17 protein-coding genes are annotated in these 18,413 nt (G+C 30.7%); 10 read left to right on the forward strand and 7 right to left on the reverse strand.

The window, feature by feature from the left end; genetic code table 11:
* Positions 1-69: 69 nt before the first annotated feature.
* The 6 genes from tpx (at position 70) to ribB (ending at position 6,789) form a co-directional block, all read left to right on the forward strand.
* Entirely contained in the window at positions 70-567 is a 498-nt protein-coding gene (tpx, locus tag P2G10_RS08390) for a thiol peroxidase (protein ID WP_275316083.1), read from the forward strand.
* Positions 568-573: 6 nt separating this feature from the next.
* A complete protein-coding gene (locus tag P2G10_RS08395; RefSeq protein WP_275316084.1) occupies positions 574-954 on the forward strand; it encodes a diacylglycerol kinase family protein in 381 nt (126 codons plus the stop codon).
* Between the two features lie 27 nt (positions 955-981).
* Positions 982-3,414, forward strand: a complete 2,433-nt coding sequence (locus tag P2G10_RS08400; RefSeq protein WP_275316085.1) for a DNA translocase FtsK — start codon at positions 982-984, stop codon at positions 3,412-3,414.
* Positions 3,415-3,454: 40 nt separating this feature from the next.
* Complete coding sequence (gene lolA1 / locus P2G10_RS08405) at positions 3,455-4,108, forward strand: outer membrane lipoprotein periplasmic chaperone LolA1 (RefSeq protein ID WP_218772837.1); 654 nt, start codon at positions 3,455-3,457, stop codon at positions 4,106-4,108.
* A gap of 88 nt (positions 4,109-4,196) precedes the next feature.
* A complete protein-coding gene (locus P2G10_RS08410; protein WP_218772838.1) occupies positions 4,197-5,669 on the forward strand; it encodes an LptF/LptG family permease in 1,473 nt (490 codons plus the stop codon).
* Complete coding sequence (ribB, locus tag P2G10_RS08415) at positions 5,647-6,789, forward strand: 3,4-dihydroxy-2-butanone-4-phosphate synthase (RefSeq protein WP_275316086.1); 1,143 nt, start codon at positions 5,647-5,649, stop codon at positions 6,787-6,789. The genes P2G10_RS08410 and ribB overlap by 23 nt, the downstream gene beginning before the upstream one ends.
* Before the next feature lie 73 nt (positions 6,790-6,862).
* Here ribB and P2G10_RS08420 read toward each other — a convergent pair whose 3' ends face one another.
* The 4 genes from P2G10_RS08420 to P2G10_RS08435 form a co-directional block, all read right to left on the reverse strand.
* Positions 6,863-7,804 (reverse strand): NAD(P)H-dependent flavin oxidoreductase, encoded by a 942-nt coding sequence (locus P2G10_RS08420; protein WP_275316087.1) that lies wholly within the window; start codon positions 7,802-7,804, stop codon positions 6,863-6,865.
* 1 nt (position 7,805) lies between these two features.
* Positions 7,806-8,606, reverse strand: a complete 801-nt coding sequence (locus tag P2G10_RS08425) for a toxin-antitoxin system YwqK family antitoxin (protein ID WP_275316088.1) — start codon at positions 8,604-8,606, stop codon at positions 7,806-7,808.
* A 32-nt stretch (positions 8,607-8,638) separates the two neighbouring features.
* Positions 8,639-9,826, reverse strand: coding sequence for a tRNA 2-thiouridine(34) synthase MnmA (gene mnmA / locus P2G10_RS08430; RefSeq protein ID WP_275316089.1), 1,188 nt, complete (start codon positions 9,824-9,826; stop codon positions 8,639-8,641).
* 90 nt (positions 9,827-9,916) lie between these two features.
* Positions 9,917-10,615, reverse strand: coding sequence for a toxin-antitoxin system YwqK family antitoxin (locus P2G10_RS08435; RefSeq protein WP_275316090.1), 699 nt, complete (start codon positions 10,613-10,615; stop codon positions 9,917-9,919).
* Between the two features lie 62 nt (positions 10,616-10,677).
* Here P2G10_RS08435 and P2G10_RS08440 point away from each other — a divergent pair, with 62 nt between their 5' ends.
* Positions 10,678-11,259 carry an adenylosuccinate lyase gene (locus tag P2G10_RS08440; RefSeq protein WP_275316091.1) on the forward strand — a complete coding sequence of 194 codons (582 nt, stop codon included), beginning with the start codon at positions 10,678-10,680 and terminating at the stop codon, positions 11,257-11,259.
* A 14-nt stretch (positions 11,260-11,273) separates the two neighbouring features.
* On the opposite strand, the gene P2G10_RS08445 is transcribed toward P2G10_RS08440, so the two are convergent.
* A complete protein-coding gene (locus P2G10_RS08445; RefSeq protein ID WP_275316092.1) occupies positions 11,274-12,113 on the reverse strand; it encodes a sterol desaturase family protein in 840 nt (279 codons plus the stop codon).
* 35 nt (positions 12,114-12,148) lie between these two features.
* Positions 12,149-12,676, reverse strand: a complete 528-nt coding sequence (locus P2G10_RS08450) for a YkgJ family cysteine cluster protein (protein ID WP_218772847.1) — start codon at positions 12,674-12,676, stop codon at positions 12,149-12,151.
* Positions 12,677-12,853: 177 nt separating this feature from the next.
* Between P2G10_RS08450 and argS the strand changes: the two genes are divergently transcribed.
* The 3 genes from argS to P2G10_RS08465 all read left to right on the forward strand — a co-directional run bounded on the left by argS (position 12,854) and on the right by P2G10_RS08465 (position 16,783).
* A complete protein-coding gene (gene argS / locus P2G10_RS08455) occupies positions 12,854-14,638 on the forward strand; it encodes an arginine--tRNA ligase (RefSeq protein WP_275316093.1) in 1,785 nt (594 codons plus the stop codon).
* Between the two features lie 233 nt (positions 14,639-14,871).
* Entirely contained in the window at positions 14,872-16,260 is a 1,389-nt protein-coding gene (lpdA, locus tag P2G10_RS08460) for a dihydrolipoyl dehydrogenase (protein WP_275316094.1), read from the forward strand.
* 70 nt (positions 16,261-16,330) lie between these two features.
* Positions 16,331-16,783, forward strand: coding sequence for a heavy metal-binding domain-containing protein (locus tag P2G10_RS08465; protein ID WP_275316095.1), 453 nt, complete (start codon positions 16,331-16,333; stop codon positions 16,781-16,783).
* A 56-nt stretch (positions 16,784-16,839) separates the two neighbouring features.
* Here P2G10_RS08465 and P2G10_RS08470 read toward each other — a convergent pair whose 3' ends face one another.
* Positions 16,840-18,342, reverse strand: coding sequence for a hypothetical protein (locus P2G10_RS08470; protein ID WP_275316096.1), 1,503 nt, complete (start codon positions 18,340-18,342; stop codon positions 16,840-16,842).
* Positions 18,343-18,413 lie beyond the last annotated feature (71 nt).

Consider the following 18,413-nt stretch of genomic DNA (forward strand, 5'->3'; position numbering starts at 1 on the left):
CCGCTATCTTTATCTTCTTCATTTTTTAATTAATTTAATTACCTTTGATTTTTATAAAACAAACAGAAAATGGCTACAATAACACTAAAAGGGAATTCAATAAATACAACAGGAAATTTACCAAAAAATGGTAGTAAAGCAACTGACTTTTCTTTAGTTGCAACCGATTTATCAATTAAAAAATTAGCTGATTTTTCAGGTAGCAGATTAATTTTAAATATTTTTCCTAGTGTAGATACAGGTACATGTGCTGCATCTGTTAGAGAATTCAATAAAAAAGTTGCAGGTTTAGACAATACAAAAGTTTTATGTATTTCTAGAGATTTACCTTTTGCACAAGGTCGTTTTTGTGGCGCTGAAGGAATTGAAAACGTAATTATGTTATCTGATTTTGCTACTGGAAAATTCGGTAAAGATTATGGTTTAGAAATTACAAATGGTCCTTTAGCTAACTTACACTCTCGTTGTATCGTTATAATTAACGAAGAAGGAAACGTTGTATATACAGAACAAGTAAGTGAGGTTGTTGATGAACCAAATTACGAAACAGCTTTAAAAGCTTTATAATATTTTATGAAAAATCCTAATGATGGTTTTATTAAAGGAAGGTTGCGTAGTATGACCTTTGCTTTAAAAGGAATGTGGTTATTAATTACTACTGAAGATAGTATTAAAGCACAACTTTTTTTTGGCTTTATTGCTACTGTTTTAGGTTTTTGTTTTAACATTTCTATGAATGAATGGATGCTTCAAACTTTAGTTATCGGAATGGTTTTAGTAGCAGAAGCTTTAAATACTGCTGTTGAAAAAGTAGCTGATTTTGTGCATCCTGATTATCATGAAAAAATAGGTTTTATAAAAGATATTGCAGCTGGCGCACCCGCTTTTGCAGCCTTTACCTCATTGATTATTGCAGGTATAATTTATCTTCCTAAAATAATAGCTATCTTGTAACGTTCAATTTATTTCTAACCTAAATACATGGCAAAAAAAAAGACAACCACTCAAAAGAAACAACCTAAAAGTAATTCGTTAAAAAAAGTATATTCCTTTTTTTCTAACAAACACAACCAAACTATTTTAGGTGCTTTTTTGGTGCTTTTTTCAATATTTTTAACTGTTGCATTTATCTCTTTTTTCTTCTCTTGGCAAGAAGATCAAAGTGCTTTATCACAGTTCTCTAATAAAGCAATTCCTACTAAAAATCTATTAGGTAAAATAGGAGCTAAACTAAGCAACTTCTTTATTTATAAGGGCTTTGGTTTAGGTGCTTTTATTATACCTGTTACGCTATTTTTAACGGGAGCAAGAATCTTACTTCAAACCAATTTAAAAAGAATCATAATTTCATGGAATTGGGGTTTATTAATAATCCTTTGGTTATCTATTTCATTAGGATTTGTAGAAAAGAAGAATGCACTTTTATCTGGTGTTATTGGTTTTGAATTAAATGAATACTTACAAACATTCTTAGGAAAAACAGGATTAAGCATTTTATTGTTTTTCTTTTTGATTGCTTATTTAATTATTCGTTTTAGTATTACTCCTGAAAAAATCAGCGAGAAAGTAAAAGCTGCAAAAGAAAACAAAATAGTAGACACAACAATCGTTAATCAAGATATTGTTAAAGAACCTCTTAAAGCGAAAGCTACAGAGCCAAAGTCTGGATTTGAATTATCTGTAGAAAACTTGCAACCTACTATTTCTAAACATTCTGGAGTAAAAACCACTACAGAACCAAAAGAAAAAGAAGAAGGAGAAGAGATTACTTTAAATGTAGCTTTAAAGAACGAACCTTCAGTAAAAGTATCCGAAGAAACAAAAAAAGAGATTGAGATTGCTATTGAACAAAATTCTGAAGAAAAAAGTGTTGCTGAAAACTTATCTGATAAATTAGTTAAAGATTTTGGTGAATTTGATCCCACATTAGATTTAGGAAACTTCAAATTCCCAACCTTTAATTTATTAAAAGAATATAACGAAACTATTTCTATAGATCCGGAAGAACTTGAGGCTAACAAAAACCGAATTGTAGAAACACTTAAGAACTATAAAATTGGTATTGAACAAATTAAAGCAACTGTAGGGCCAACAATTACATTATATGAAATTGTTCCTGAAGCCGGTATTCGAATTTCGAAAATAAAGAATTTAGAAGATGATATTGCCTTATCTCTTTCTGCTTTAGGTATTCGTATCATCGCTCCTATTCCTGGTAAAGGGACTATTGGTATTGAGGTTCCGAATAAAAAATCGACAATTGTTTCTATGCATTCTGTTATTGCATCAAAGAAATTTCAAGAATCTCAAATGGAGCTTCCTATTGCTTTGGGTAAAACAATTTCTAATGAAACCTTTGTGGTCGATTTAGCTAAAATGCCACACTTGTTAATGGCAGGTGCAACAGGTCAAGGAAAGTCAGTTGGTTTAAATGCTGTTTTAACTTCTTTATTGTACAAAAAACACCCTGCAGAGGTTAAGTTTGTTTTAGTAGATCCGAAGAAAGTAGAATTGACATTATTTAATAAAATTGAACGTCATTATTTGGCTAAATTACCTGACAGTGAAGAGGCTATTATTACCGACACTGCCAAAGTTGTAAACACCTTGAACTCTTTATGTATAGAGATGGACAACCGTTACGACTTGCTTAAGAACGCCATGGTTCGTAATATTAAAGAATACAATACGAAATTTAAAGCACGTAAGTTAAATCCGAATGACGGACATCAATTTTTACCATATATCGTTTTAGTAATTGATGAATTTGCCGATTTAATTATGACTGCTGGTAAGGAGGTAGAAACACCAATTGCTCGTTTAGCACAATTAGCACGTGCCATAGGAATTCATTTAATTGTGGCTACACAAAGACCTTCTGTAAATGTAATTACAGGTATTATTAAAGCAAATTTCCCTGCAAGAATAGCGTTTAGAGTAACTTCTAAAATAGATTCTAGAACAATTTTAGATGCTGGTGGAGCAGATCAATTAATTGGTCGTGGAGATTTATTATATACCGCAGGAAATGACTTAAACCGAATTCAGTGTGCTTTTGTTGATACGCCTGAAGTTGAAAAAATAACAGATTTTATTGGCTCTCAACGTGCTTATCCTGATGCCCATTTACTACCTGAATATGTAGGTGAAGAAGGTGGCACAAATGTTGATATAGACATTGAAGACAGGGATAAATTGTTTAAAAGTGCTGCCGAAGTTATTGTTACAGCACAACAAGGTTCGGCATCTTTATTGCAACGTAAATTAAAATTAGGATACAATAGAGCTGGTAGAATAATAGATCAACTAGAAGCTGCTGGTATTGTGGGACCTTTTGAAGGAAGCAAAGCTAGGCAAGTTCTAGTTCCTGATTTTGTTGCTTTAGAACAATTACTAGAAAACGAAAAAAATTAATAGTTATAAAAATATTCCCGTAACGGAAAAAAGATATAAAATGAGAAAACTAGCATTATTATTTATTGGATTATTTATTAGTGTAACCACCATTGGTCAAAACACTTCTACGCAGGCTAAACAGTTGTTAGATGAAGTTTCTAGCAAAATGGGCGCTTACAATAACATGCTTATTGGTTTTAACTCTTCTTTAATAAATAAAGAAGCTGGTATAACAAACGATCCTCCTATACGTGGAGTAATTACACTATCTGGCGAAAAATACAATTTAGATTATTTGGGAAATAACTTTGTTTTTGATGGTAGAAAATTAGTTGTAATCAATAAAGAAGAAAAAGAAGTAAATATATCTAATGGAGATTTAGAAGAAGAAGACGGATTTATTTATCCATCTAAACTATTAACTTTTTATAAAGAAGGCTATACTTTTTCTATGGGAAAACTAGAAAACAACAACGGCCGTAAAGTACAGTTTGTAAACCTAACCCCTATTGATAGTAATTCTGATATTATAAAAGTTCAATTAGGTATAGATGCCAAAACAAAGCATATTTATAAATTAGTTCAAATAGGTTCCAACGGAGCTGAAACAACTTTTACAATAACTAAGTTTAAAAGTAATCAACCTATTTCTAAAAATCTATTTTCATTCGATAAAGAAAAGTTCCTAAAACAAGGATACTTTATCGATTAAACTCAAAGTATAAATTTTGTTAATGATTGTAAAAATCATTAACAAAATTTATACTCTTTTATTCATCTAACCCACTACCTTTGCTACTGTGAAAACATTAGACAAATATATTTTAAAAAGCTTCTTACAGCCTTTTTTCGCAACATTCTTAATAATACTATTCGTATTAGTAATGCAAGCTCTATGGCTTGCTTTTGATAATTTTGCGGGTAAAGGAATTAGCCTTGTTATTATCTTAAAATTTCTTTGGTACACAATGCTACTTATGGCACCGCAAGCTTTACCTATTGGAGTTTTACTTTCTTCTATTATGACTTTAGGAGGCTTATCTGAAAACTATGAGTTTGCAGCGGCAAAATCCGCTGGTATTTCGTTACCTAGAATGGTGCGACCTTTAATGTTTTTAACTATTTTTTTAAGTGCTGTAAACTTTGTGTTTTTAAACAATGTATATCCGTATGCAATGTTAAAACAACTAAACATGAAGGTAAATATTAAGAAGAAACAACCTGCAATTGCTCTAGTCGCTGGAAGTTTTAATACCGAATTACCAAACTTTCAAATTAAATTTGAAGAAAAGTATGGTGAAGAAAACAACCTTCTTAAACAAGTAATGATTTATGATTTATCTGCTAAAAAAGGAAATAATAAAATTATAACAGCGAAAAGAGGAAGAATAATTTCTGAAGAAGGAAGCAGATATATGACCCTAATTTTAGAAGAGGGATATTATTTTGAGCATCATATTAGTAACGGTATGACATTTAAGGAAAAGCAAAAAATGCCTGCTTCTCATGCTTATTTTGATGAATACACTATTAATATAGACATCTCTTCTTTTAGTGAAGATGATATTGGTGAAGAAAAATACACAAGGCAATACAACATGTTAAGTTTAGCACAACTTAAAGATACGCTGCCTACCCTAAAAAAAAACTATGACGCTTTTATTACTAGTCGATCTAAAAATTTATTTTTAAGTATTGATATTGAAGATTTACATTCATATCCAGACTCTTTAGTTAATAAAGAACTTTCGTCTGATATACTTAAAAATTTTGAGGTTAGAGAAAAACAAAATATAATAAATACTGCAAACTCGAAAATTAAACGTAGCTTAAATAATTATAAATCCAGTAAAGAAACACTAAAAAGAAGAAGAAAATATCTTAACTTATATGATATTGAATTTTACAACAGAGTTGCTTTTTCACTTTCTTGCCTATTACTTTTCTTTATAGGGGCACCACTAGGTTCTATCATACGAAAAGGAGGAATGGGGTTACCCATGATTTTAGCCATTGGTATATATGTTCTTTATTTTTTTACAAATACTTTTGGACGAAACCTAGCTGAAGAAAGCTCTGTAACAGCTATAACAGGCTCTTGGCTAAGTGTATTTTTAATGCTACCTTTGGCTATAACATTAACTATTAGAGCAAGTAAAGACAAAGGTTTGTTCGATTTTAAAACCTTTATTAGTCCGCTTGTCAATTTATTTAAAAACCTATTCTCTAAAAAGAGAAAACAACATAACAATGACAACACAAACAGCAACTAAAATTCAATTACATACAATTGAAGAGGCCATACAAGATATTAGAGACGGAAAAGTTATAATTGTTGTAGACGATGAAGATCGCGAAAATGAAGGTGATTTTTTAGCTGCGGCCGAAAAAATTACTCCAGAGATGGTTAACTTCATGGCAACACACGGTAGAGGTTTAATTTGTACACCACTTACCGAAGATCGTTGTAAAGAACTGGAGTTAAACATGATGGTTAACAACAATACAGATCCTTTAGAAACTGCTTTCACCGTTTCTGTAGATTTAAGAGGAAAAGGTGTTACCACCGGTATTTCTGCTGCCGATAGATCTAAAACAATTAAAGCTCTAGTTGATGCTGATACGAAACCTTTCGATCTTGCTCGTCCAGGACATATTTTTCCTTTAAAAGCAAAAAACGGAGGTGTTTTAAGAAGAACCGGTCATACCGAAGCTGCAATTGATTTTGCACGTTTAGCCGGTTTAAAACCAGCAGGTGTTATTGTAGAAATCATGAATGAAGATGGTACGATGGCTCGTTTACCGCAGCTATTAAAAGTAGCCAAAAAATTCGAACTAAAAATTGTTTCTATTGAAGATTTAGTGGCGTACAGAATGGAACATGATTCTTTAATTGAAAAGAAAGAGGATTTTAATATACAAACTCGTTTTGGTGATTTTCGTTTAAGAGCTTATCAACAAACTACCAATAAACAAATCCATATCGCTTTAACGAAAGGTAATTGGACAAAAGATGATGCTGTGTTAACTCGAATTAATTCAACTTTAATTAACAATGATATTCTTGGTACTCTAACCAACAATGCTGACAAAAAACTAGATCAAATGTTTAATGTCATTAATGAAGAAGGTAAAGGTGCTATTGTTTTTATCAATCAAGAAAATCAAGCTTTAAACTTATTAAACCGTTTAAGAGGTTTAAAAGACAACCAAGCTAATGGTGAAATGAAGGCTCCTAATGTTGTGATGGATAACAAAGATTTTGGTATTGGAGCACAAATATTACACGATTTACACTTGCATAAATTGCGTTTAGTTTCTAACACAAAACAAACCAAACGTGTTGGTATGATTGGTTACGGATTAGAAATTGTAGATTATGTAAATTACTAAAACATGCATTTTATAAAATAAAAAAAAGGAAGCTCTAGAGCTTCCTTTTTTTTATTTTTATAAATTTAACTAATTATAAATTGTTTATTGATAATTTAATCTCTTCGTATTCTGTCACTATCTCTTCGATAACCTCTTTAGCTGACTTTATTTCATTTATAATTCCTGCTATTTGTCCAATTTCTAATTCTCCATCTTCTAAATCACCTTCAAACATTCCTTTTTTGGCTCTTGCACGTCCTAATAATTCTTTTATATCATCTAATGATGGATTATTAGCGTACAACTCCTGAACCTGATTGAAAAACTTGTTTTTAATCAAACGAACTGGCGCTAATTCTTTTAATGTTAATTGTGTTCCTCCATCTTTTACGTCAACAATTGTTTTCTTAAAGTTATCGTGTGCTGAAGACTCTATAGTTGCCGCAAAACGACTGCCAATTTGTACGCCGTCTGCTCCTAAAACCATCGCTGCTAACATTCCTCTACCCGATCCTATTCCTCCTGCAGAAATCACAGGTATTTTAACTTCTTGCTTTACCATTGGTATTAAGGTAAGCGTAGTAGTTTCTTCGCGTCCGTTATGTCCACCAGCTTCAAAACCTTCACAAACCACAGCATCTACTCCAGCAGCTTCAGCTTTTAAAGCAAACTTTACAGAACTTACAACATGTACAACCGTAATTCCTTTTTCTTTTAAATAAGAAGTCCACGTTTTAGGATTCCCTGCGGATGTAAAAACGATTTTAATACCTTCTTCAATAATGATATCCATGATTTTTTCAATATCAGGATATAACATTGGTACATTTACGCCGAAAGGTTTATCTGTTGCTTTTTTGCATTTTTGTATATGCTCACGTAAAACATCAGGATACATAGATCCTGCACCGATTAAACCTAATCCGCCTGCATTAGAAACAGCAGACGCTAATTTCCATCCAGAAACCCAAATCATTCCTCCTTGAATAATTGGGTATTTAATATTAAAAAGTTGTGTGATTTTGTTTTGCATTTTAACCTCTAAAGTTTAATGGTTGAGAAAAATTAAATGGAATTGTTCTATTTAAATGTGTTGCAGGAATCCAACCTTCAATATTTTCAAAAAAAGTGGTTATTTGTTTCTTTAATTTGGTGGGAAGTTCCTCATCTATAGTAACATCTTTAATCCTTCCTTTAGTATCTATTACATAATAAACGTTGACTTTTCCTTTAACCTTAAAGTCTATACTTCTTATTAACTTTTTAAGTTTATCAATATATTTTTTATTTCCATCTTTAAATTTTGGTTTTTTAACCTTAAAATCAACGTATTTAAAATCAATTTTATTTCCTTGCAAATTATAGAAAGTAGACTTTAATAGGGAATCATTCTTAAAAACACCTCTACTGGCAATTGTTCCATTATAATGATATAATTTCCAAACCCCTTCTTTATTTCCTTTTAAATATAAGGCTTCTATATTCTTATTTCCATTGTCAAACCAACGTATTTCTTTTCCATGTTTTTCTCCTTTATTATTGTAATATAATAAAGAAGTCATTTTCCCATACTTGTTAAAATTAACCGACTCGCCAATCTTATTTTTTTTATCTTTTGATTTATAATAGGTATAATTATATAACTTTCCGCTTCTTCTAAATTTTCTAACAAACCACAAAGAATCTGATTTCTTTGTTATTATTTCAAAAGATCTAGCTATCTCCTTATCCTTTGTTATCTTTCCTTTTTTATCTAAATAATTAACAATAGAATCTTTTTGAGAATACCCTTTAAAACTCACTAATAAGATTAATAATAGCAATACTTTTTTCATATCTTTTTCTTTTATTTTTTTTATGATTTTCTTTAAGAAATAACTCCAGAGCCAAGTAATTCTTCATTTGCATACCAAGCTACAAATTGCCCTTCTTGAATAGCAGATTGCTTGTTTTCAAACTCAACATACAATCCATTTTCTACTTTATGAAGCGTTGCTTTTTCTAATTTCTGACGGTAACGAATTCTAGCTTCAACTTTCAAGGTTTCGCCTATTTTTAAAGCTAAATCTTCACGAACCCAATGTAACTCTTCATTAGATACAAATAATACATTACGATATAAACCTTGGTGATTTTTACCTTCACCTGTATAAATTACATTTTCGTTCACATCAGTTTCAATAACATACAAAGCTTCTTTGGTTCCTCCTACATTTAAACCTTTACGTTGTCCTTTTGTAAAATAGTGCGCTCCTTGATGTTTACCAACTGTTTTTCCGTTCTCTTTGTTATAAGAGAATTTTGTTGAAAAATAACTTAGTTCTGCTTCTTTGTTTTTAAACTTCGGAATTGGACGCGTATATTGTTCAAAATCTGAAGGAATTTGTACAATTACACCTTCTTTAGGTTGTAATTTTTGTTGTAAAAAATCTGGTAAACGAACTTTACCTATAAAGCATAATCCCTGAGAATCTTTTTTATCCGCAGTAATTAAATCTGCTTTTTTAGCTATTTCTCTTACTTCTGGCTTTGTTAATTCACCAATAGGAAACATTGCTTTAGATAATTGTTCTTGCGATAATTGGCATAGAAAATACGATTGATCTTTATTATTATCTTTTCCTCCTAAAAGTTTATAAATAGGCTTACCATCAATAACTTCTTCATCTTTTCTACAATAATGACCGGTTGCCACATAATCGGCACCAAGACTTAAAGCAATGTCCATAAAAACATCAAACTTAATTTCTCGATTACATAAAACATCCGGATTTGGTGTGCGTCCTTTTTCATATTCATTAAACATATAATCTACAATACGTTCTTTGTATTGATCGCTTAAATCTACTGTTTGAAAAGGAATTCCTAATTTATCTGCAACAATCATTGCATCATTGCTATCTTCTAACCAAGGGCATTCATCAGATATAGTTACCGAATCATCATGCCAGTTTTTCATAAACAAACCAATTACTTCGTACCCTTGTTCTTTTAATAAATAAGCGGTTACACTACTATCTACACCTCCCGAAAGTCCTACTACTACTCTTTTCATTCTTTACTTTTATGAGCTACAAATTTACGAATAAGTTTCTGTTTATATAATGGATAAAACTAATAGAATCATCAATTTAATTGATAACTATTAATTCTTATTTTTTAAGTCAGATAGTTTTTCTTTTTTCCTTTTATCAACAATTTCACCGTCCATATAAAACTCCCACTTACCTACTCTTTTTCCGTTTTTATAGACTCCCTTTTCTTTTATAACTCCTTTTAAATCAAAATACTTACCTTCACCTTCTAACATTCCGTTTACATAAAATACCTCTTCTATTAAAATTGCAGAATCAGTATACGTTTTAGAAACTCCATCTTTTTTACCTTGCTTATAAAATGTTTCTTGTGTTAGATTTCCGTTAGGGTAATAATTTTTAAGATTTCCATCTAGTTTTCCATCTTTATATTCTTCCTCTGAAAAAATTTTCCCGTTAGAAAAATAATAAACCCATTTACCAATACGCTTTTTACCTATCATTTTACCCTCGCTTTTTAGTTTACCTAATTGATTGTAAAATTTAACATCTGCTGTATCATTAACAAACGTTTTTATAATTGTTGGTATGGTAGATGATGTGATATTGTAAAATTTAAAAACTCCTATTTCTTTTCCGTTTTTAAAAGTACCTGAATAACGAATTTTCCCATTATCATAATTCTTTTTCCAAACCCCAGTTCTTTTTCCGTTCACATCTAATTTATTTAATTTCTGAGCTTCTACAGAAACCACAAAAAAAACTGATAATAAAATAACTGTTGAAAATATCCTCTTTATATTTAGCATTGATAATTTTTTTACTTAATTTGATGATTTACTAAAACCAAAAATACACAAACCGTACCAATATGAGTATTGATTTTTTAATTTCTGTTTTAAATGATATGAAAAATCCTGCTAGGGTAAACAGAAATAAGGCTGCTAATATTGTACTGGCGCAACCAAATTTAATAAAACAATTAGTTGATTTAACTTTTGATGTAAATAATAAAATATCTATTAAGGCCGCTTGGGTGTTGGAATGGATTTGTACGCATCACGGAATTGAATATATACATCCTTACGTTACTAATTTTGTTGATAATATATCGAGAGTATATTATGATAGTGCTGTGCGACCTTGTGCTAAAATTTGTGAACATTTGGCAAACGCATATACTTCTAAAAAGGAAAACGAAACACAAATTATAGTAACACAAAAGCATATAGATACAATTATTGAAGTCGGCTTTGATTGGTTGATTACCGATCAAAAAATAGCGGTACGTGCTTATACTATGAATTTTTTATATTTATTCGGATTACAAAAAGATTGGGTCCATACCGAATTACAACACTTAATAAGAACTAAAATTATTCATGAAAGTAAAGGTTGTAAAGCTCGTGGAAAATATATTTTAGATTTGATAAACAAAAAAAGAGCCATATAAGCTCTTTTTTTTATCTATTTTAATTCTTCTAAATTAGTAGGTTTCCTATAACCTGCAAAAGGTTGTTTTAATAACTCTTTTAAACTGGCATTTTTTTCAGCATCTGGAAAAGTATCTACTCCATATACAATTTTCTCTCTATCGAATTCCATATATGTTCCGAATAAGCGATCCCAAATAGAAAAAATATTCCCGTAATTAGAATCGGTATAAGGCAACATATTATGATGATGAATCTTATGCATATCAGGTGATACAATAATATAACTCAATATTTTATCAAGCTTTTTTGGCATCTTTATATTTGCGTGTGTTAACTGTGTAAAAATTAACGACATTGATTGATATAACATTATAATTGCTATTGGGGTTCCTACCAAGAAAACACCAACCAAAGTAAAACTAAAACGAATTACACTTTCTAAAGGATGATGACGGTTCGCCGTAGTTGTATCCACCTCATGATCGGTATGATGTACCAAATGCACCATCCAAAGTTTTGGAATCTTATGTTCGGTTAAATGTGCTAAATATGCTCCGAAAAAATCTAAAAACAATACGCCTAAAACTACATATAGCCATAAAGGAATTTCTGGCAACCAATTAATCAATCCGAAATTATTTACTTGTACCCAGTCTGCAGTTTTTAGCAACAAAAAAGCAAGCGCAAAATTAATTACAATGGTAGTTGCTGTAAAAAACAAATTAGGAAAAGCGTGTTTCCACTTACTATATTTAAATCCAAATAAAGGAATCGCTCCTTCTAATAACCAGAAAAAAGTAATTCCGCCAACTAAAATTAAACTTCGATGACTAGACGGTATCGTCTCAAAATAATGAATAAGGGTTTCCAATGTTAAAATATTTTTCTAAAAATAAGAAAAAAATACTAACCTAATCTTTTTATTTTCTCGTTAGATCTAACTGGTAAACGTTTTTTAAGTTCTTCAACAATTCTATATGTTGCAGGGCAAATAGCTGTATTTGCTATTGTTAAATCTGCTATTTGAATAAATTTCTTACGGTTTGTATGTGGATACTCTGAACATGCTTTCGGACGCACATCATAAATAAAACATGAATTATCACTTTCATCTAAAAATGAACAGGGCGCTGTTTTTAACACCATAAAATTATCAGAATCACGCTCTAAATATTGCGCTTCAAAATCACGAACCTTCATTTTTAAATGCTTAGAAATACGCTCTGTATCTTTATCAGTGAAAATCGGACTTGTAGTTTTACAACAATTACCACAATCTAAACAATCTGTTTTTGCAAATTCCTTCTCATGTATATCTTGTACTACAACATCAAAATTTTTAGGTACTCGCTTTTTTATGGTGGCAAAGTATTTTTTATTTTGCTTTTCTACGTCTGCTGCTAATTTTTCTAAATTCTCTAAATCTTTATCCATAATTTTTATTTTAAGAAGAAGTTTCGATACTGTTAATTAACAAATAATTACCTGAAATAATATTCAGAAATATTAAAGACAAAACTTACTGCAAAACTAACCATATAAATTGTTATAATCAGTTTAAATATCATCCAAATAAATTATGTAATTTTGCACTTCAATTTTCAACAACTAATGAGCATACAAACCTTAATAGAAACCAAAGTAAAAGAAGGATTTTTAGCCTTATATAATATAGAAATTCCTACAGTAGAATTTCAAGCAACTCGTAAAGATTTTGAAGGAGATATCACCGTGGTGGTTTTTCCTCTTTTAAGGTATAAAAAAGGAAACCCTGTTCAAATAGGTAACGATTTAGGCGCTTATTTAGTTGAAAACGTTACTGAAATTACTAATTTTAATGTGGTAAAAGGTTTCTTAAACTTAGTAATTGAAAATAGTTTTTATACTGATTTCTTTAATAAAATAGCTACAGATACTACTTACGGATTTGTTTCGCCTTCGGCGGATGACTCTTCTCGTATGGTAGAATATTCATCACCAAACACCAACAAACCTTTACACCTAGGGCATGTTCGTAATGTATTATTAGGATATTCGGTTGCTGAAATTTTAAAAGCATCAGGTAAAAAAGTATACAAAACACAAATTATAAACGATCGCGGAATTCATATTTGTAAATCGATGTTGGCTTGGGAGAAGTTCGGAAACGGAGAAACTCCTGAGTCTACCGGATTAAAAGGTGATAAATTAGTTGGTAATTACTACGTAAAGTTCGATCAAGAATATAAAAAAGAAATAGCAACTTTAGTTGCTTCAGGAATTTCTGAAGATGATGCTAAAAAACAAGCACCTTTATTTATTGAAGCACAACAAATGTTACGTAAATGGGAAGCTGGTGACGAACAAGTTGTTACTCTTTGGGAAACAATGAACTCTTGGGTTTATAAAGGTTTTGACGTTACTTATAAAAACATCGGAGTTAATTTTGATAAATTATACTACGAAAGTAACACGTATCTTTTAGGTAAAGATGTTATCGATGAAGGATTAAAAAGTGGTGTTTTCTTTAAAAAAGAAGACGGTTCTGTTTGGTGCGATTTAACAGATGATGGTTTAGATGAAAAATTAGTATTGCGTTCAGACGGAACAGCAGTTTACATGACTCAAGATATTGGTACCGCTATTCAGCGTTCTAAAGACATGCCTGATGTTGGCGGAATGGTATACACAGTTGGTAACGAACAGGATTATCACTTTAAAGTATTGTTCTTAATCTTAAAAAAATTAGGATACTCTTGGGCAGAACAGTTACATCATTTAAGTTACGGAATGGTTGATTTACCTTCTGGAAAAATGAAATCTCGTGAAGGAACTGTTGTAGATGCTGATGACTTGATGGATGAAATGACTGGAACAGCAAGAACTATTTCGCAAGAATTAGGAAAGTTAGAAGGGTATTCTAACGAAGAAAAAGAAGAGTTATATAGAATTATAGGTTTAGGTGCTTTAAAATATTTTATTTTAAAAGTAGATCCTAAAAAGCGTATTTTGTTTGACCCAAAAGCATCGGTAGATTTTCAAGGAAATACAGGACCTTTTATTCAATATACGTATGCTAGAATTCAATCTATTTTAAGAAAAGCAGATTTCGACTACAATGTCATATCGAGCGCAGCCGAGATAGAATTACACCCTAAAGAAAAAGAATTAATAAAACAATTAGAATTATATCCTGAAATAATTCAGCAAGCTGCAAAAAATTATTCACCTGCAGTGATTGCTAATTACACGTATGAGCTGGTAAAAGAGTTTAATTCTTTTTACCAAAACGTGCATATTTTAGGAGAAGAAAATCAAGATAAAAAAGTATTTAGAGTTCAGTTATCTAAAAAGGTAGCCGATACTATAAAATCAGCATTTAACTTATTAGGAATTCAGGTTCCTGAAAGAATGTAGATAATTAACAAGTACACGCGTTAGGGATTGAACGGTGTGTTTGAGCTCTTTTTAGTTGTCAGTTCGAGTAAATTTATGAAGAATGAATAAATTTGTATCGAGAACAAAACTAAAAAAGCGAGTAGTGAAAGCCCGCTCGAACGCCCAACTTATCGATATGATTTTAAAAATAAAATCACTCGAGATGACATAAATAAAAACGAATAAACAAACAACAAGTAAAAATAAACGACATGAAATACGACGTATTAATAATCGGAAGTGGTCCTGGAGGTTATGTAACTGCTATTAGAGCATCTCAATTAGGATTTAAGGTTGGAGTAATTGAAAAAGAAAGCTTAGGTGGAATTTGCTTAAACTGGGGATGTATTCCTACAAAAGCATTGTTAAAATCTGCTCAGGTTTATGATTATTTAAAACATGTAGACCAATATGGTTTAAAGGCAGAAGCAATCGATAAAGATTTCGAAGCTGTTATTAAACGTAGTCGTGGTGTTGCTGAAGGAATGAGTAAAGGTGTTTCTTTTTTAATGAAGAAAAACAAAATTGATATTATTAACGGTTTTGGTAAAATTAAAACTGGTAAAAAAGTTGATGTTACTGCCGAAGACGGAACTATAACTGAATATAGCGCTGATAATATTATTATCGCTACTGGTGCTCGCTCTAGAGTATTACCTAATTTACCACAAGATGGTAAAAAAGTAATTGGATATCGTGAAGCAATGAGCTTACCAAGCCAACCAAAATCTATGATAGTTGTAGGTTCTGGTGCTATTGGTGTTGAATTTGCGCATTTTTACAACTCAATGGGAACTGAGGTTACTGTTGTAGAGTTTATGCCAAATATTGTTCCTGTTGAAGATAAAGATGTTTCTAAGCAAATGGAACGTTCTTTCAAAAAAGCTGGAATTAAAGTAATGACAAGTTCTTCTGTAGAATCTGTTGATACTTCTGGTGACGGCGTAAAAGCGACCGTTAAAACTAAAAAAGGAGAAGTAACTTTAGAAGCAGATATTTTATTATCGGCTGTTGGAATTAAAACGAATATTGAAAACATCGGTTTAGAAGATGTTGGTATTATAACTGATAGAGATAAAATTTTAGTAAACGACTGGTATCAAACTAACATTCCGGGTTATTATGCTATTGGAGATGTTACTCCTGGACCTGCATTAGCACACGTTGCTTCTGCCGAAGGAATTACTTTGGTTGAAAAATTAGCTGGTGTACATACTGAAGCTATCGATTACGGAAACATTCCTGGTTGTACATACGCTACTCCAGAAATTGCTTCTGTTGGATTCACAGAAGAGCAAGCAAAAGAAGCTGGTTACGAATTAAAAGTTGGTAAATTTCCTTTCTCTGCCTCTGGTAAAGCTACTGCAGCTGGAACTCCTGATGGTTTTGTAAAAGTAATTTTTGATGCTAAGTATGGTGAATGGTTAGGTTGCCATATGATTGGTGCTGGTGTTACCGATATGATTGCTGAAGCTGTTTTAGGCCGTAAATTAGAAACTACAGGTCATGAAGTATTAAAAACTATCCACCCACACCCAACAATGAGTGAAGCAGTGATGGAAGCTGTTGCTGATGCTTATGATGAAGTAATTCACTTATAAAACTCTTAAAGTTTATATAAATGAAACCTCTCCTATTTATTAGGCGAGGTTTTTTTTTTTATCTTTGAGGATGAAAAAATTGATCCCTATATTCGCATTGTTAGTAGTATGTTTTTATTCTTGTAAAACGGAAGAAAAAAAAGCTGCTACACATCCTTTAAACGTTCCTTTTAACGAACGTCCTGTTCCTGTACTTCCAAGCATGAATAATTCCGCTACTAATGTTGTAGGTGGTGCACATTATATATGCCCTAAGAAATGTAAAGGAGGAAGCTCAAGCGCTCAAGGTGCTTGCCCGGTTTGTAACACAGCGCTTGCTCATAACCAAGCTTTTCATAACACATCACAAACACCCGTTACAACACCAATATCTACTCCTGTAGCACCAACAGCTGCCGGACCAAACGCTGCTGGCCAATACCACTATACTTGTGCTAATGGATGTGCAGGAGGTGGAGATGCCGCTGGTAAATGTAATAGTTGTGCTGGAGATTTAGCACATAACGCTGCTTTTCATAGTTAGAAAGAAAAAATATAAATTTTACTATAAAAAAACCTCACCTATTTGGTGAGGTTTTTTTATAGTAAAATTTTCTTCAAAGACTCTTTAATATTCTCCCATAAAAAGTTCCAAAAAGAACGAGTTTTATTTCGCTCAAGTTTTAAAATTTTCACTTTTTCTATACCATCTTTAGAGGAGTTTTTCACTATTAAACTAGTAATCCAAGACACTAATTTTTTTATTTGTCTATCTTTATTTAATACTTTTACTTTTAATCCTTTATACTGAATTGCAAAATCTCCATTAGATTCAGTATCATTTCCATAGAAATTAAAAAATAATTTTGAAATTTCTCCATCTAACTCTACATTTAAATTTGGTTTTATAAATGAATTTATTTTATCTGAATACACTGCTCCTAACTTTCCTTTAATTTGAAAAGCATCATTTAAACTACCTACATTAAACCTCCAATCAATTTCTAAAGGAGATGTATTCATAAAACTACAGTTTATTATTACTTTAGTTGTAGGAAAACTATCTTTTACTTTTATGTTTAATAAGTTACTTATAGTTGCATTTATTTTATGAAAACTAATAAGTCCGGCTTTTCTTTCAACATCCGCTAACTCTTCATATACAATTTTACTATTACTAATTTTTACCGTGTCTAATTTAAGTTCAAGCGGCAACTCTCGTAAACTTTTACTGTATAAGTCTTTTCGTTCATTTGCATCCTCTAAAACTGTTCCATTTAAGTATACATTAAAATCACCTTCATCTATAAATAACTGTTTTGCTTCAAAAAATAATTTCTCTTTATTAATAACTTTTAATTCAGGTATATTAATTTTTTTTATAAAAAGACTTAATAAGTCTGTTTCATAAGCAACATGGTATATATAATTTTTTCTAGATTTTAACGGTACTATTTCTAGACTATCAATTGTAAGTTTTGAATTTTCAAAAGATAAATTACCTATTTTAAAAGCTTGCGTTTCTGAAGTTTTTCTTTCAAAATTATTTACAGACACAAACATTTCTTTATACAAAAAAGGAATAGCGTTTTTTAGAGATGCATCATATTTAACTTCCGTAACTTTTAATACAACTTCCTCTACTTTAAGAAAATTATTCTTTAAATCAATAACATCTACTTTTAAACCATTTACTTCTACAGCACCTATTTCTATTTCTGTCGCATTCGTTTTAGTACTGCCTTTTGTTGATTTATTTACAATATCTTTTAATAGTTTTCCTTCAAGTTCTAATGTATTTAACTGTACTAAATCTGCTGATATTTTTTTGTTTTTAAAATATGAGTAATATGAAAAACCTTTTAATAATACACTTTCTACTTCTACCTCTAAACTATCCTTTTTAATTACAATATTGTTTACTGATACATTACCAAGCAATACATTTGTTGATACATTACCTGTAAATGTAATTTTATTTTCAATCGATTTTTTTAAAAGAAATTTTTCTACCTTAGTTGATATATAAAAATTTACTCCTATTAATAATAGTAATAAAACACTTAAAATCTTTATACTATTTTGATACTTTTTCTTTATCATTTTTAATAAAACTATTTTAAAATATTAAATAGAGCACTTACTCTTAGTTTAAAACCTTTAGCAACAATACA

It is taken from the genome of Tenacibaculum bernardetii (assembly GCF_029125915.1).
Classification (GTDB): domain Bacteria; phylum Bacteroidota; class Bacteroidia; order Flavobacteriales; family Flavobacteriaceae; genus Polaribacter; species Polaribacter bernardetii.